The sequence below is a fragment of the Citrobacter sp. TBCS-15 genome, from assembly GCF_005280815.1.
In the GTDB taxonomy this organism is placed as follows: Bacteria; Pseudomonadota; Gammaproteobacteria; order Enterobacterales; family Enterobacteriaceae; genus Citrobacter; species Citrobacter werkmanii.
This window is the reverse complement of record NZ_SZWK01000289.1, coordinates 119,422-135,676: the sequence shown is the minus strand read 5'-3', so window position 1 is coordinate 135,676 and position 16,255 is coordinate 119,422. Positions and strand designations below refer to the sequence as shown.

Here is a 16,255-nt window from a genome sequence, read left to right as displayed (position 1 = left end):
CTTTACCGCAGAATAAAAGCTGTATAAAGAACGTCGGTGACAACCTGTTTTGGCTGCCCGACAACGAGCGGAGTCGCGAGCGTCTCTTTGATGGCGGTAATCAGCTGTTGTTTACCTTCCTCGGTGGCGAGCGTAGCCGCATTTTGACGAGAAAACAGCAGCAGCAAGCGGCTGCGTACTTCCGGCAAATATTCATTCAGACGCGCACGTGTCGCCTCGTCTTTCATGCGCAACGTGATACCGATATACAGCACACGGTCCGCATCGCCCAGATTGACGGTAAAGGTATCCAGCGCAAAGAATACCGGGGCAGGCGGTGGAGCCGGTTCCGCTTTGACGCTGGCGGACGGCTGCTGCTGCATGCGCCAGTAGCTATATCCCGCAGTTGCGCAGGCGGCGAGGGTAATTAATACCAGCAGAGGGATCCAAATAGCGCGTTTACTTTTTTTGTTAATCGCGGAGTCAGTCATCAGATACGGGCTTCCTGTTTCGGTACAGCTTATGGGCTGATTATCCCGTGTCCTGTCCACGACAAAGCGTGGAAAAGACGCGGATAATCATGCTACCTCTGGCGTTAGGCGAAGATGTCTACTGCGCCATCACCGCGGGCAGCGGCTTGCAGTGAGGCTGGCGTTGCCAGGATGGCGTCATCTTCAGCGGCAAAAATATCTTGTCCCTGAGCACGACCCGCCTGCTGTTGCTGCCCGGAAGACTGCTGTTGTCCGGCAAAGCTCTCACTGCTGATGTTGCTTTGTCCCAACTGGATCCCACTGTCAGCCAACTGCGTACGCAGCATCGGTAACGCAGCTTCCAGCGCGGCGCGCACGTGACTGTGTGGTGATACCATTTGCAGCTGTGCGAGGTTGTCATCCAGCTTAATGGAAATGTGCACCTGACCCAGATCCTGCGGATGCAGGCGCAGCTCTGCGCTTTGCTGACCCTGACGCGTGAATAGTGTGACGTGCTGACTCAGTGATTGCTGCCATTCCTGACTACCCAACGGAGCGCTTAGCACCGGCGCGGCGGTGGGTAACGGCTGAGCATGTGTCTGTGGGCCACTTAACGGAGCAGCCGTCACGCCAATGCTGGTCGGCGAGGGGGCGCTGTCAATTTCTGCTCTGGTCGCCGCCGCTGCCGTCAGGGGGGTTCGCGTCGGATTGTTTGTCTGATCCAGGCTGCTGCCAGGAGAGGCAATATCCGCTTTACCTTTTTTGGCGTCACCGGGCAGCAGCTCGGCCGCGTTATCGGGGATAGCGCCGTGTGCCGTGCCTCGAGACAACACCGAAAGCGTGGCATCAACGGGGGCAGGGGGGCTGTCGACGGCAGGCGTAGCCAGCGGTTGTCCCGGCAGCATGGCGAACAGCGCACTCAGGTTGGCGAGATCGTCATCGCTGAGCGTGGTGTTTTTTTCATCCTGCGGAGCAACTTTGCCCAGTGTTGTCAGGGCATTCACTTTCAGCGACGGCGTCAGCGCTGACAACAGTTGCTGCGCGTCTGTCATGTCGGCAAGAGAAGCATCGGTTTGCATCTCTTTTTGCGCCAGCAGATCGGTTAACTTGACCGCCTGGGTGACATCACCATTTTTTTGCAGCAACCCTTTTTGCAGTTTACTGCCCGCCGCCTGCAAGTCGGCAAGCGTCAATGGCGCGCCTTTACCCTGCGCGTCGTCCGCACCTAATGCGCCAGCCAGCAGCGCTAAAAAATCCTCGGGTGAATCTACCGCTTTGCCTGACTGAAGACCTGCGGCTACGTCGGTGTCGGTGGTAATCAGTTGGGGTAAAGTAATCATTCGGGTTTCCTCATAGCTGCACGCTGAGCAAATTCATCCATTTTTTTCTGATCCAGACGGTTTTCGGCGAGTAACGCCGCCGAGGTTTGTCTGTCCTGCAGAGTCTGCCACGCCTGCAACCGTTGTTTTTTATCGCGCCAACTGTTCAGCGCCTGGTCCACTTTCTGCGTCCATTGATTGAGCTGCTGGCGATGTTGCTCAATCGCTTTTTCCAGGGTCTGAATAAACTGCTGATAGTTAATCCAGCGATTACTGGTAATACCCTGACCCATATCGTTATTCAGATTGTTACGGTACTCATGCTGATAATCGATCAGCATTTTCAACTGTTCTTCCGCCTGCTGACAGCCACGACGCATCTCTCCCAATAAGACAGCGGCGTCTTCTACCTCTTTCTCAGCCAGGTCTTTCAGCGTTGCTAATGCACCATGTTGTGCCATGACCTATGCTCTCCTGCTCAATCACACACCAGGGAAAATCAGTTCTAAAGCGTGCAGAGAATCTTCCCAGTCAGCCCGTTCAAAGATGCCTTGCTGTAAGAACGCTTCCAGTTGCGGCCATAAGGCGATGGCTTTATCCAACATCGGATCGCTGCCTTTGGCATACGCCCCCACGCTGACCAGGTCGCGGTTACGCTGGAAGCTGGATAGCAACTGTTTAAAATTACGCACCCGCGCATAGTGCTGTTCACTAATGAGCGCAGTCATGGCGCGGCTGATCGAGGCTTCTATATCGATGGCCGGGTAATGACCAGCCTCGGCCAGATGGCGGGACAGCACAATGTGGCCGTCCAGAATTGCGCGTGCGGAATCGGCAATCGGGTCCTGCTGATCGTCACCCTCGGTCAGGACGGTGTAAAACGCGGTAACTGAACCGCCGCCGTGAATACCGTTTCCGGCACGTTCCACCAGCGCCGGTAATTTGGCGAATACTGACGGTGGATAGCCTTTGGTTGCTGGCGGCTCGCCGATCGCCAGCGCGATCTCACGTTGCGCCATCGCATAGCGGGTGAGGGAATCCATAATCAGCAATACGTGCTGTCCACGATCGCGGAAATCTTCGGCGATGCGCGTGGCGTAGGCCGCGCCCTGCATACGCAACAGCGGTGAAACGTCTGCCGGAGCGGCAATCACCACCGAGCGTGCGCGACCGTCGGCGCCGAGAATATTTTCAATAAAATCTTTAACTTCGCGGCCACGTTCGCCAATCAGTCCGACGACGATGACATCTGCCTGGGTATAACGCGCCATCATGCCAAGCAGGACGCTTTTACCGACGCCCGAACCTGCGAAAAGTCCCATACGCTGACCGCGCCCGACGGTTAACAACGCGTTAATGGGGCGCACGCCGGTATCCAGCACATGTTCAATAGGTGTGCGCTGCAGCGGGTTAAACGGCGGCGTCATCAGCGCCCCGGTTTCGGTGGTGTCCGGCGCGGGCAGACCGTCGAGCGGTTTGCCGCTGCCGTCGAGCACCCGGCCCAGCAGAGCAGGACCCAGCGGTAATTGTTTCCCGCTTTGCAGACCTTCTCCGGCAATATTCTTCGCGTACACGCGCGCGCCGGGTAGAACGCCTTCGACCTCCTCGAGCGGCATCAGAAACAGTCGCTGACCGTTAAAGCCCACGACTTCACTTTCAACTTCCTGGGTTTCGTTGCCGTCCTGGCGTTCAATGACGCAGGTGGCGCCCAGCGGCAGCTGTAATCCGGTGGCTTCCAGCACCAGTCCGGTGGCGCGGGTCAGACGCCCGTAGCGACGCACCGCAGGCAGCAGCGACATTTTCTCTTCGAAGTTGTCCAGCGTATTGAGCCAGCGAGTCAGACGAGTGGTCATTACACGACTCCTGGCGCGGCCAGACGGCAGAGCTCTTGCCAGCGTGTAGCGACGCTGGCATCCAGATCGCCTTCGTCGGCAGAGACTTTACAGCCGCCGTGATGCAACGTGGGATCGCCGCGCAGCCGCCAGCCGTGCAGACTGAGGGTGGCGCCGAGCATCTCTTCCACCCGCTGGAGATCGTCCGGATGTACGCGCAGCTGCGGTTTACCGCTAAACAGCGGTTCCTGCTGCAACAGTTGTTGGATTTGTTTAATCAGCGCGGCGTTATCTACGACAGGCGTCTGACCTATCACCTGACGCGCCGCCTCCAGCGCCATTTGCATCAGGCGCGAGGCGATAACGCTGTCCAGTGCGTCCAGCGTATTCTGAAATTCGCTCACCAGTTGCTGCATACGGGCAGTGATTGGCGCATGCTGTGCGCGCGCTTGGTTCTGGCCTTGCTCCAGGCCCTGATTCAGTCCTTCCTGATAGCCTTGTTCGTGGCCTTTTTGTCGACCTTCCGCCAGACCGGCGTTATAACCTTGCTCATGGGCCTGCATTTGCAACTGCGCGAGCTGCTGCTCAAGCTGTTGCTCTGCAGAGAGTTCCGGCTCGGCGGTCTCTTCTGACAACGGTGTTTCACTGTGGTCGGCCAGCACGAACTCCGCCATCGGTGGGGCGAGATCGTCCGGGGTCCAGACTTTCCACGGCAGTTCGTTAGACATAGGTATCCTCGCCGCTGCCGATCACCATCTCGCCGGTTTCCGCCAGACGACGCACAATAAGCAGAATCGCTTTCTGTTCGTTTTCTACCTGCGACAAACGCACCGGACCACGGTTGGCGAGGTCGTCGCGTAGAATATCGGCAGCACGTTGCGACATGTTGCGCAGGAACTTCTCGCGTAGCGGCTGTTCGGCGCCTTTCAGGGCAATCAGCAGCGATTCGGAATCCACTTCCTGCAGCAGACGCTGGATACTGCGATCGTCGACGTCCACCAGGTTTTCGAACAGGAACATCTCGTCGATAATTTTCTGCGCCAGTTCGCCGTCGAATTCGCGCACGGCGGTAATAACGGCTTCTTCCTGCTGTGTTTTCATCAGGTTGATGATTTCCGCAGCTGTTCTCACGCCGCCCATTTTGCTGCGCTTGAGGTTCTGGCCGTCGAGCAGGCCATTCAATACTTCGGTTAATTCCGCCAGCGCGGCAGGCTGTACGCCGCCGAAAGTGGCGATACGCAGCATGACGTCGTGACGTAAACGTTCGTCGAACAGCGCCAGAATATCGGCAGCCTGGCCCCGTTTGAGGTGCACCAGAATGGTGGCGATAATCTGTGGATGCTCGTCGCGGATAAGGTCGGCGGCGCTTTGCGGCTCCATAAAGTTGAGCGTTTCAATGCCGCTGGTGGTATCGCGGGTTTCCAGAATATCTTCCAGCAGGCTGGACGCGCGTTCTTCACCCAGCGCTTTCACCAGCACCGAGCGCAGATATTCGTTAGCGTTAATGTTGAGCGCGGCAAATTGTTCGGCTTCTTGTTCAAACTCCGCCAGCACTTCCGTCAACTGTTTATTGGAGATCTGGCGTACGTTGGCCATCGCCGTACTGAGCGCCTGAACTTCGCGCGTGGAAAGGTGCTTAAACACCTCCGCCGCGCGATCTTCGCCAATGGTCATCAGCAGGATGACGCTTTTATCGGTACCGGTAAGGGCATTACTCATGATCGTTACTCATCCACTGACGAATGACCAGCGCCACGACGCGCGGATCGTTATCTGACATTTCACGAATACGCTGGCTCATGACTTCTGCGCCCAGACGCTGATTCGTGCGACGTTGCTGGGTCTGTTCGTCTTTACTGAGGCGAACTTCTACCGCTTCTTCGGTTTCCTGACGGATACGTGTTTGTTCTTGTGCGGCTTTGGCTTCCTCGCTGCGACGGACCAATTGCGGGCGAACGGCTTTGCGCCACAGGAGCCAGGCGACCAGCAGAACCAGCAACCAACGACCTGCGGACATTAACTGATCAATAAAGAACGGCTGTTTCCAGAACGGAAGCTCACCCATGGAATCGTCGGTCGCTGTGAACGGAGAGTTCACCACGTTCAGGGTGTCGCCTCGTTTGTCGGAGAACCCCATCGCCTCGCGGGTCAGATCCTCAATCTGTTTCATCTGTTCGGCAGTTAACGGCAGCGGTTTGCCATCCGGTAACGTTTTATAGTTGACCACGACGGCAACAGAGAGACGCTGCACATCGCCAACGTTCATTTTGGTGTGGCGAATGGTACGGTCGACTTCATAGTTGCTGGTTTCATTGCGCTGCGTACTGCGCGGACCGGCATTGTTACTGTTATTCGTTGTCTGCGTGGTTTGCGCATTTTGCTGATTCGCCGGGGGATTGGCGATTGGCGCGGTATTAGCCGGCGCTGGCTGATTAGACAATGCGCCCGGTACGCCGCCAGGCGCTCCGCTACCAACCTGCTCACTGACGTTTAACTGGCGTGAGCGCAGCACGGCCTGGGACTCATCACCGTTTGGACGGTATTGCTCTTCGGTTTGCTCTTTATTGGCAAAATCCAGTTGCGCGGTGACTTGTGCATGGACATTACCGTTGCCGACAATTGGCGACAGGATCGATTCGATCCGGCGCTGCACGCGGCTTTCGACGTCGCTGGCGTATTTCAGTTGCGCGTCGTTGAGATCGCGGCTGCTGGTGTTCGACTGGGTTAACAGATGACCCGCCTGGTCGACCAGCGTCACGTTGCCCGGCGGTAAGCCTGCAACAGCGCTGGAGACCAAATGCGTGACCGCGCTGATTTGACCTTCATCCAGCGCACGACCCGGTTCCAGATTAACGGTGACGGAGGCCGAAGGCGCTTTTTGCTCACGTACAAACAGCGAAGGTTTAGGCATCGCCAGATGCACGCGGGCGCGTTTTACCGGGCCCAGGGTTTCAATGGTGCGGGCTAATTCACCTTCCAGCGCGCGCTGGTAGTTGACCTGCTCGCTAAACTGGCTGATACCAAACTTTTCCTGATCCAACAGTTCAAAGCCAACGGCTCCACCTTTCGGCAGGCCTTGCTGCGCCAGACGCAAGCGCAGCTCGTGGACTTTATCGGCCGGAACTTCAATAGCGCCGCTTCCCTCAGTAAAACGATAGGGAACGTTCATCTGCGTCAGTTGGGTGACAATCGCGCCACCATCCTGATCGGAAAGATTGCTGAACAAGGTGCGGTAGTCGGGCGCTTTGGCCCATAGAACCATCGCCACGACGATAGCGACGGCAGCGGCTCCTGCCACAATCAGAGGAATTCTGGGATTCGCGCGCAGGCGATTTAACCACTCGAGAGGTTTAAGCTGGGTTGCAGTCGATGCTGTCGCACTCATCTCGCACCTCGTGGCTTATCGTGGACGGCGTTTTTTGCAAAGTGGAACAAGACTCACTCCCGGGTCAGCAAACTCGAAAAATTGACGGTCTCATTATTTGCGGTTTCGAATTTTTCTATGGGTTAAAAACCGTGGTTTTTTATCGTTATTTAACGCCTTTATCTTATTGACTAACTGGTAATCTCAGTTACGTGAAAATTCATCCAGGGGATCAGAATGTCGGCAATACAGGGGATTGAAGGGGTCATCAGCCAGTTACAAACCACGGCGATGTCAGCAAAAATGCAGGATATGCAGCCACAACCGACCGTGAGTTTTGCCGGTCAGTTGCATGCGGCGTTAGACAGAATCAGCGATGTGCAGACCGCGTCCCGTGTCCAGGCTGAGAAATTTACCCTCGGTGAACCGGGTATTGCGCTGAATGATGTGATGACCGATATGCAAAAAGCATCGGTGTCGATGCAGATGGGGATTCAGGTACGTAATAAACTGGTATCGGCGTATCAGGAAGTGATGTCCATGCAGGTGTAGGGACAACGTGCAGATAATGTCGGCCGGATGAGCGCAGCGCCATCCGGCAAACAGTTACTTCTGAATCAAATAGCGAATCGTTGGGCCATCCTGCTGAATATCCAGCACCTTATAGCCGTGATTGCGCGCATCCAGTGGAATATTATTGATTGACTGCGGGCAGTCGCTCACCACTTCCAGAATTTCCCCTTTCTTCAATTGCGGCATCGCTTCCAGCGTGGCAACTGCCGGGTACGGACATGGTTCGCCGACCATATCCAGGCGATAATCAGGCACGATATTTTTCATACAGATTCCTTGGCAGGCGTCAGCCCTGCACGGCGGAAGAAACGTTTTTCCCAGCCGATGATGAGCATCAGCGCGGTAAATAACAGCAGATAGGTCACCAGCAAGCCGCCGAGCGGGCCGAAGGTGTTGAGCAGATTCACCTTGTCCCAGTTGGTGGCGAGGGCTGGCGCAAAATCATCCCAGTAGTAGGCCAGAATGGTCGAGCCAATTACATTGCCCAGACCAACCCACCAGTAATGTACCTGACCTTCAACGGCGCGGTACATCCAGCCGGTTTCACACCCGCCCGCTAAAACAATACCGAAGCCAAACAACAAGCCACCGATCACTGCATTTGGACCCGCCCACATAATCTTCGGCTCGACGCCTAACTGCACATAACTAAAAATACCGATGGCGCTGACCGCCATCCCGAAGATGATCGCTTTTGCCATATGGGTACGACCGGAAATCCACAGGTCGCGGAAGGCTGAAGTGAAGCAGATTTGCGCCCGTTCAATCAGCAGACCGAACCCGACGCCGAACAGCATCGCCAGGCCGAGCCTGGGTTTATCCATCGCAGTGAGTAACGCCCAGCCGATCATGCCGATAAACACCAACATGCCGAGGCGAAAACGACGACGCGCCTGATCCGGTTTTTGCGTCAGCGGGGAAGCGGCGGAGACTTTCTGCATTTTGACCGGAATACGGAATATCGGCAGCAGGGTAAAACGTGCGCCAAACCATGATCCAATAGCTGTTGCCAGCGCAAAAAACCAGGCGTGTAGCGAGAACTGCGGAATACCGGTGAAGAACGCGGCCAGGTTACACCCCATCGCCAGACGGGCGCCGAATCCGGCAATCATCCCGCCGACTATCGCCTGCATGATGCGTATCCGACTGCGCGGCATGCGCAATTTGACGTTGTTGGCCCACAGTGCTGCAGCAAAACAACCGCCGAACATACCGAGGATCATCATACCGTCGATGCGGGTCAGGGGGGAGCCTTCAAGATGGATCAGCTTGTAGTAACCCCACTCTTCGGCGTGCACGCCAAATAATTGCAGGATTTGACCACCCCAACGGGTGAATTCACCGGTCACGGCCCAGAAGGTTCCCGTAATGCCAAAATAGTAAGTAGAGAGAATACCCGCTGCGATGACCGCAGGGGCAGGGGCCCAAAATTTAATTAACCAGGCCTGTTTGAAGTGTTGCCATGACATGTGTTTTGCCTCTGAACTCAGAAGGTATGTAACAAGAAGTGTGGATACTACACCGATCAGAATTTTTGACTATGAGTAATAAGAGGTAACACCGTCTGGATCAATTTTTCTCAATGCCACCGAAAGGCTGGCGGCATCAGGCCTTTAATGCCACAATCCCATTTTCTTCGCATGCAGGATGAATGATGAAAAAATTAGCGATCGTTGGGGTATTTCTGGCGCTGAGCGGATGCGCCGAAGTAGAGAATTATAACGACGTGGTGAAAACGCCCGCGCCAGCCGGTCTGGAAGGTTACTGGCAGTCAAAAGGACCGCAACGTAGCTTGGTCAGCCCGGAAGCCATTGCCAGCCTGGTAGTGACGAAAGAGGGTGACACGCTGGATTGTCGCCAGTGGCAGCGGGTCATTGCCCTGCCGGGGAAACTGACGATGATTTCCGGCGATCTCACCAACGTGACGGTGAAACGTGAGCTGTATGAGATTGAGCGCGAAGGCAATACGCTGGAGTATGATGGCATGACGCTGCAACGAGTGGATCGCCCGACGCAGGAGTGCGCTGACGCGTTAACGAAAACGCCGCTGGCCACACCGCTGCCATAAGCAGCACGCCCCGGTAGCCAGTAGCCACCGGGGTTGAGTATTACAACACGTCTTCAATCACCCACACGCTGACGCTACCGCCGTTGCAGAAAAACGTCGCTTCCCCGTTTTCATCGGTCACCACGCTTTCTTCGCGATTTCCCAAATAATCGCGCCATGTTTTATTACCGTAATTCGCCCCGAGATTGATGGTTTTTTCCCCGTCATCGCCGTTAGACAGCACCACCACACAGCCGGGATCTTCGTCCGTTCCGCTGCGGCTAAAAGCGATACAGTTAGGATGATCGAAAAAGAGCGTCTGTACGCCGTGGGCGAAACGCTGGCGGGCGAGGATCAGTTCAGCAAGCTGTTCAATGATTGGCATGTCGATAGGATAGGTTTCGCCATCGCCGCCGGTGTCTTCGTAATGTGCTCCGTAGAGGTCAGGATAAAACACCGACGGTACGCCGTTTTCCCGCAGCAGGATCAACGCATAGGCCAGCGGCTTAAACCACGCCTCGACAGGGGCTTCCAGCGCCTGCAATGGCTGGGTGTCATGATTGGCAACCAGCGTGACGGCATGAAACGGATCGGCCTCGACTAACGTTTCGGTGAAAATCTGGCTCATGTCGTAATCTCGGCCCTGACGGGAGGCTTCGTGGAATTTCATCTGCAAAGGGGCGTCGAACAGCATAGTTTTCCCCTCCACCTGGTTAATGTAGGTTTGCAGCTTGTCGACTTCGTGGGACCAGTATTCCGCGACAATAAACAATGGTTTGGGGGCGACTTCCTGTACGTGTTCAATCCACTCTTTATAAAACCATGCCGGAATATGTTTCACCGCATCTAAACGAAAGCCGTCGCACTGGGTTTGCTCCATCACCCAGCGCGCCCAGTATTTGATCTCCTCGGTCACGGCGTGATTACGAAAATCGATGTTCTCGCCCATCAGATAATCAAAATTACCCAGTTCATCGTCCACCTGATCGTTCCAGCCTTCACCGGTGTAATCGTTAACGATTTTGAAAATGCCGTCTTCGGTTGGGTTCTCGATATGGTCAATGCCGCTGAAGCATTTATAGTCCCAAATGAATTGTGAATACTGACCTGCGCGGGCGGGGAAGGTATAGCGCGTCCATCCCTCGCACTCGACAATCTCATCGTCTATTTGCGTGCGGTCTTCGGCGTTAACGCGCTGGACGCGGATCTTTTCTTTCTCATCCGCGCCCATTTTGTGGTTAACCACCACGTCCAGCAGTACGGCAATATCATTGTGCTTAAGTGCGTCAATCGCCGCCAGCAGCTGGTTTTTATCACCGTATTTGGTGGCGATGGTTCCCTTTTGGTCGAATTCGCCCAAATCAAACAGATCGTAGGAGTCGTAGCCAACGGAATAGCCGCCGGACGCGCCTTTATAGGCGGGGGGCAGCCATACCATATTGATGCCGATATCATTGAGTCCGCCTGCGCGTTCGGCAAGTTCGGGCCAGAGTTGACCGCCATCAGGGTAATACCAGTGGAAGTACTGCAATAACGTGGGATTTTTCATCTTCCGTGCTCCAGAAGTCGTTTGGCCGACCTCTGGAGTATGGAAGATTATTCAGATTTAACAGAAAATTATTGCGGGGCGGTGGGGACGTCGGGTACTAACAGCATGCCGGAAAGACGGCCATAGGCGTTATTGAGCGTCTTCTGGCGCGTCGACTGACCGATGAGATTGCTAAGTTCATCCAGCCGCTGCTGCAACAGTGTTTTGAGCAACTGTTCGTTATCCAGCGTCTGTTTAATATACCCGGCCACTAAGTCCTGAATACTTCGCGTAATGCCAGGTGGAGTTTGCTCTTCCATGACCACTTCAATACTTTGCAGATAGCTAACTTCCTGTTCCAGTAAAAGGTCCCACTCACCCCGCTGCGCCAGTTCCAGCAGCGAGTGACTGAGTAGCGCGATGCGCTGCCAACGGTTGATAAACTCCACGGCTGAGGTCATTAACGAGACTCCTGGGACGACGCTTTCGGTGAGATCTGTTTCCAGGCTTCCGCAATGTTGCCGAGCAACCCTTCAACTTCTTCAATAGCCTGACAATCATTACGCAAGTTGGCTTGCAGTAAACGGCGAATCATATAGTCATACAGCGCAGACAGGTTGGTGGCGATTTCACCGCCATTTTCCTGATCCAGACCTGCTTTCAGACCATTGTCGATAATATTAATGGCTTTGCTAATGGCCTCGCCTTTGGCGACGATATCACCCTGTTGCATAAACAGGCGAGCGCGCACCAGAGCGCTGTTCGCGCCATCAAACAACATTTCGATCAACTGATGCGGATTGGCGCTCATCACGCCACTCTCTATGCTGACCTGCGCATAGGCTTTGGTACCGCTCGCGGTATACATGCTTACCTCGTGTTATCAGGATTTATTCATCGCCGAAAATTGCTGGCCCAGATAGTTACTGGTGTTATTCAGCTTGCTCATCATGCTATCCAGTTGGGTAAACTGGGCGGTGTAACGCGCAACCATGTCGTCGATACTGGCGCTGACGGACAGGTACTGTTTGGTCAGTTTTTTCAGCGTGGCATTAATGCTGTCTTGTGCGCTGTCGATAATGCCGTCATCGGCCAGGTAGCTTTTCACTTCGGCGGCAATTTTGGTGGTGATCCCGGTTTCTTTACCATCGCCGGCCAGCAGTTCACGTACCGAAGCGGTGTTTTCGTCCAGTGCTTTTTTCAGTTTGGTATTATCGATGGTCATCTTGCCGGTTGTACCATCTTGCTTGATGCCAATTTCGTTCAGCGTCTTAAAGGCACCTTCGCTACCAGAGTTGGCAAACTGGGCGCGAATACCGGTCTGAATAGTTCGTACCACGCTGTCGCCCACCAGCGCACCGTTATCTTTGTCCTGACCTTCCGCACCTGCGTCTACAGCTTTATATTTGGTCAGCGAATTAAAGGTATCGATCAGTGAGTTATAGGCATCAACCCAGCCTTTAATCGCTTCAGTGGCTTTGTCATTGCTTTTGGTCACGGTTACGCGGACATCAGTGACTTTTTTGGTCAGTTCCAGCGTCACGCCCTGCGGCGCATCGGTGACTTTGTTACTCTGACGTTCAATTGGGATCCCGTTCATCGTGAGCTGTGCGTTTTGCGCGTTAACCAACTCAGTCATTTTTCCGGTGCCGGTCGTGCTGTCGTAAGCCAGCAGATCGTTAAGCTTGCTGTCGCCGTCAACAGAGATGGTCATTTTGCTGTCCAGACCTTCTGCTGCGGTCAGCACCAGTTTGAATTCGCCCTCTTTTACCTTCACGATACTGGCGGAGATACCGCTATCGGAATCGTTGATCGCCTTACTGATATCGTCCAGCGTGGTTTTGTCTTGCGACAGTTTAATCTCCAGCGGCTCTTTACGACCCGGCTGATCAATCTTAATTGTACGGGTAGCGGAACCATCACCCAGCGCCTCTTTGCTGGAAGCAACCGATGAGGTGCTCAGAGACTGTGCCTGGGCCAGCTGCGTGACGCTGATGGTATAAATACCCGGTGCCGCGCCGGCTTCGGTGGTAACTTTCAGATCTTCGCTACTGCTGGTCACATTACTGCTTCTGAACAGTTCTGGTTTATTTAATGCGGTATTGGCCGTCTGGAATTTTTCCAGCGCACTCTTCAGCGTACCGTAAGCCGTCAGACGTGCGTTATTATCGCTCTGTTGCTGAGTGATTGGATTTAAACGTTTTTTCTCAGCAATAGTCAGGTTGTTTAGCAATGTGTCCAGTGGTAAGCCTGAGCCTACGCCTAATGATGTAAATGAAGCCATGCCCGATTCCTTGTGATTGCAAACAATTGTTAAACGGGTTATCGGCAATCTGCGCGCAAAGTTTAATGATAGTTTTGTCAAAATAATGCGCGGAATAGTGGTGCATATAGAGGGTATTTCACGGGCTAAGAAAAAAGAGAGCGGAAAGTAAAAATTTTCTAAAGTTCGAATTTAAGGTGCCGATACATGGGTTACGGTGAGAAACCGTGGGCAACAGCCCAATAACATCAAGTTGTAATTGATAAGGAAAAGATCATGGCACAAGTCATCAATACAAACAGCCTGTCGCTGTTGACCCAAAACAACCTGAACAAATCCCAGTCCGCACTGGGTTCCGCTATCGAGCGTCTGTCCTCTGGTCTGCGTATCAACAGCGCGAAAGACGATGCTGCTGGTCAGGCGATTGCTAACCGTTTCACCGCTAACATCAAAGGTCTGACTCAGGCTTCCCGTAACGCTAACGATGGTATCTCTATCGCGCAGACCACTGAAGGTGCTCTGAACGAAATCAACAACAACCTGCAGCGTGTACGTGAACTTACCGTGCAGTCTCAGAATGGCACCAACTCCAGTTCTGACCTGTCCTCCATTCAGGATGAAATCAAACAGCGTCTGGCTGAAATCGACCGCGTTTCTGCTCAAACCCAGTTCAACGGTACCAATGTTCTGTCGAAAAACCAGACTCTGTCAATTCAGGTTGGTGCTAATGATAATGAAACCATTGATATCAAACTGAGCGAAGTTACAGCGAGTACATTGAAACTGGCTGGTTTTAACGTCTCTGGACCGAACGGTGATACAGCAGATATTGGCGATCCTGATTATGCTGGATACGCTGATATTTGGGGTAAAACAACAGCAGTCAAATCTACTGAAGTTGGTGGCGTGACTGCAGCGCAAATTGCAACGGCTACAGGCGTCGCTGCTGCAAATATTGATACTCCAACAGCAACAGCTCGTGTTGATAAAAATGGTAATTTATTCGCTGAAATATCTTTCAAGAACACATTAACTAAAGCTGATGTTGAGGCTGCTGCGAAAAATGGATTGACGCTTGAAGAAGGTAAAGCACAGAAGGTATACATTGCATTGAATCCTTCGGATGCAGTTATTGATACGGCTACAGGCAAAGCAACATTCACCCTTGATGGTGCAAACCTTGATGCTAAAACCATGAAGACGGGCAGTACGGCAAATCCACTGAAAGCAATTGATGATGCGTTGGCCGAAGTTGACAAACAGCGTAGCTCACTGGGTGCGGTGCAAAACCGTTTTGAATCTGCGATCACCAACCTGGGTAATACAGTCAATAACCTGTCTGCCGCCCGTAGCCGTATCGAAGATTCTGACTACGCGACTGAAGTGTCTAACATGTCTCGTGCGCAAATTCTGCAACAGGCAGGTACCTCCGTTCTGGCCCAGGCTAACCAGACCACGCAAAACGTGCTCTCTTTACTACGTTAATCTGACGATAGTTTTACAAATAAGTCAGTACAATCAAGGTGGCGAAAGTCACCTTGATTTTTTTTACCGGAGCAAACGTAATGAAAGAAATTATAATTACTGAACCTACCTTTGTAGGGGCGTTCAATTGTGTGGGTAGCGAGTGTCGCGACCATTGCTGTAAAGAGTGGGAAATCGCAGTTGATAAGCCAACGGTAAAAAAATATCTGACGAATAAAGATCTATTAATCCAGACCATTGCGAAAGAAAGTGTCCAGCTGGTTAAAAAGGACTCACTCAACTGGGGGAAGATTATATTCTCACCTGAATCAGGCAACTGTCCATATTTTGGTGATGACAAATTGTGCATGGTACATAAGCGTTTGGGGGGGCAAGCGCTGAGTAAAACCTGCGCTATTTACCCTCGCTCTTATCGTACCTATAAAAATGATATACATCATTCACTGAATATTTCATGTCCGGAAGTAGTCAGGTTATTGCTTAGCGAACCTGATGCGATGAAATTTAATGAGCGGATTGTGTTGCAACAAAAATCCAATGCCGCGAAACCGCTTTCGGTGGTGCACAAGGTACTGAGTCTGTTTTGTCTGGATCTAATTGAACGGACTGATATTGAGGTTGAACCCGCGCTTTTTGCCGTGGTGAAGTTCCTGATGTTCCTCGAAAAAATTGAAACTGTAGATGAATCAACGATTGGGCAGATTGAATCCGTTCATGCGCAACTGATACAACAACTGCAAAACGGCGAGATAATGGGCGATATTACTGGCGATTATCATGTTAAAGCGTCGATAACCGTACTGATGCAAAATTATTTCCGTATGAGGTCTCTGTCTCGTGGGGGAAAAGTATTAACACAATATATTGATTCTTTATTGCGAGTACTGGCGGTAGACAATACGCTAACGCTTGAAGAAAAAATTGCCGATATTGAACAGGTGTGGAGAAATATTTTTCTTCCCAAATTAGGGAAAACACCGTTTGCGCTTAAAAACTATATACTTTACAAATTCTGGCAAAATGATTTTCCTGATATGACCTCGGGATCACCGCTGCGTGGCCTGTATATGATTGTGGCGGAATATTATTTTATTAAACTATTGATGTCGGCCCATGCAAAAGAAACGGGAACAGCGAATCTGGATGATCTGATCAATGTGATTTACAGTTTCCACTCTTCAAGCCAACATAACAAGTCGGTGACAGAGGACTTTTATCGCTACATTGAGAATGTGAGAATGGGAGATGATTTGTCTCTGGTCTCTTTACTGGTATAGCATATTATCGTGAGGTATCTCACAGATGCTTCACGATTTAATTTTTTGATTTTAAAGGTTTTTTGTTTCATTTCTTCTGTTTGTAGCATTACAAAAGTCAAATAACCCTTCTTTTATA

17 protein-coding genes are annotated in these 16,255 nt (G+C 52.6%); 4 read left to right on the top strand and 13 right to left on the bottom strand.

Features of this window, described 5'->3' with window-relative positions; genetic code table 11:
- Positions 1-2 precede the first annotated feature (2 nt).
- From fliL to fliF, 7 genes are all read right to left on the bottom strand, one after another.
- Positions 3-470, bottom strand: a complete 468-nt coding sequence (gene fliL, locus FDW96_RS16395; RefSeq protein ID WP_038641578.1) for a flagellar basal body-associated protein FliL — start codon at positions 468-470, stop codon at positions 3-5.
- A 104-nt stretch (positions 471-574) separates the two neighbouring features.
- Entirely contained in the window at positions 575-1,789 is a 1,215-nt protein-coding gene (gene fliK, locus FDW96_RS16390; RefSeq protein ID WP_137365956.1) for a flagellar hook length control protein FliK, read from the bottom strand.
- The gene (gene fliJ, locus FDW96_RS16385) at positions 1,786-2,229 is read right to left on the bottom strand and encodes a flagellar export protein FliJ (RefSeq protein ID WP_038641574.1); all 444 of its coding nucleotides are present in this window, start codon (positions 2,227-2,229) and stop codon (positions 1,786-1,788) included. The genes fliK and fliJ overlap by 4 nt, the downstream gene beginning before the upstream one ends.
- Before the next feature lie 21 nt (positions 2,230-2,250).
- Positions 2,251-3,621 carry a flagellar protein export ATPase FliI gene (fliI, locus tag FDW96_RS16380; RefSeq protein ID WP_042307679.1) on the bottom strand — a complete coding sequence of 457 codons (1,371 nt, stop codon included), beginning with the start codon at positions 3,619-3,621 and terminating at the stop codon, positions 2,251-2,253.
- The gene (gene fliH / locus FDW96_RS16375; protein ID WP_061382616.1) at positions 3,621-4,328 is read right to left on the bottom strand and encodes a flagellar assembly protein FliH; all 708 of its coding nucleotides are present in this window, start codon (positions 4,326-4,328) and stop codon (positions 3,621-3,623) included. Before fliH ends, fliI begins: the two co-directional genes overlap by 1 nt.
- The gene (gene fliG, locus FDW96_RS16370; protein WP_003030443.1) at positions 4,321-5,319 is read right to left on the bottom strand and encodes a flagellar motor switch protein FliG; all 999 of its coding nucleotides are present in this window, start codon (positions 5,317-5,319) and stop codon (positions 4,321-4,323) included. Before fliG ends, fliH begins: the two co-directional genes overlap by 8 nt.
- Positions 5,312-6,985, bottom strand: a complete 1,674-nt coding sequence (gene fliF / locus FDW96_RS16365; RefSeq protein ID WP_137349994.1) for a flagellar basal-body MS-ring/collar protein FliF — start codon at positions 6,983-6,985, stop codon at positions 5,312-5,314. Before fliF ends, fliG begins: the two co-directional genes overlap by 8 nt.
- A 216-nt stretch (positions 6,986-7,201) precedes the next feature.
- Between fliF and fliE the strand changes: the two genes are divergently transcribed.
- Complete coding sequence (gene fliE, locus FDW96_RS16360) at positions 7,202-7,516, top strand: flagellar hook-basal body complex protein FliE (RefSeq protein WP_016153486.1); 315 nt, start codon at positions 7,202-7,204, stop codon at positions 7,514-7,516.
- Between the two features lie 54 nt (positions 7,517-7,570).
- On the opposite strand, the gene yedF is transcribed toward fliE, so the two are convergent.
- Positions 7,571-7,804: a sulfurtransferase-like selenium metabolism protein YedF gene (gene yedF / locus FDW96_RS16355; protein ID WP_137360889.1), complete on the bottom strand. Its 234-nt coding sequence runs from the start codon at positions 7,802-7,804 to the stop codon at positions 7,571-7,573.
- Entirely contained in the window at positions 7,801-9,027 is a 1,227-nt protein-coding gene (gene yedE, locus FDW96_RS16350) for a selenium metabolism membrane protein YedE/FdhT (protein ID WP_373562172.1), read from the bottom strand. Before yedE ends, yedF begins: the two co-directional genes overlap by 4 nt.
- A gap of 164 nt (positions 9,028-9,191) precedes the next feature.
- Between yedE and yedD the strand changes: the two genes are divergently transcribed.
- Positions 9,192-9,605 (top strand): lipoprotein YedD, encoded by a 414-nt coding sequence (gene yedD, locus FDW96_RS16345; protein WP_042307689.1) that lies wholly within the window; start codon positions 9,192-9,194, stop codon positions 9,603-9,605.
- A gap of 40 nt (positions 9,606-9,645) precedes the next feature.
- Here yedD and amyA read toward each other — a convergent pair whose 3' ends face one another.
- The 4 genes from amyA to fliD form a co-directional block, all read right to left on the bottom strand.
- On the bottom strand, positions 9,646-11,133 hold the full coding sequence (gene amyA, locus FDW96_RS16340; protein WP_137365954.1) for an alpha-amylase: 1,488 nt from the start codon (positions 11,131-11,133) through the stop codon (positions 9,646-9,648).
- Positions 11,134-11,201: 68 nt separating this feature from the next.
- Positions 11,202-11,573: a flagella biosynthesis regulatory protein FliT gene (fliT, locus tag FDW96_RS16335; RefSeq protein ID WP_042307692.1), complete on the bottom strand. Its 372-nt coding sequence runs from the start codon at positions 11,571-11,573 to the stop codon at positions 11,202-11,204.
- Complete coding sequence (gene fliS, locus FDW96_RS16330; RefSeq protein WP_042307694.1) at positions 11,573-11,980, bottom strand: flagellar export chaperone FliS; 408 nt, start codon at positions 11,978-11,980, stop codon at positions 11,573-11,575. The genes fliT and fliS overlap by 1 nt, the downstream gene beginning before the upstream one ends.
- Before the next feature lie 15 nt (positions 11,981-11,995).
- A complete protein-coding gene (fliD, locus tag FDW96_RS16325) occupies positions 11,996-13,396 on the bottom strand; it encodes a flagellar filament capping protein FliD (protein ID WP_137365953.1) in 1,401 nt (466 codons plus the stop codon).
- 255 nt (positions 13,397-13,651) lie between these two features.
- On the opposite strand from fliD, the gene FDW96_RS16320 reads away from it, so the two are divergent.
- Positions 13,652-14,860, top strand: a complete 1,209-nt coding sequence (locus tag FDW96_RS16320; RefSeq protein ID WP_137365952.1) for a FliC/FljB family flagellin — start codon at positions 13,652-13,654, stop codon at positions 14,858-14,860.
- 80 nt (positions 14,861-14,940) lie between these two features.
- Positions 14,941-16,137 carry a flagellin lysine-N-methylase gene (fliB, locus tag FDW96_RS16315; RefSeq protein ID WP_137365951.1) on the top strand — a complete coding sequence of 399 codons (1,197 nt, stop codon included), beginning with the start codon at positions 14,941-14,943 and terminating at the stop codon, positions 16,135-16,137.
- Positions 16,138-16,255 lie beyond the last annotated feature (118 nt).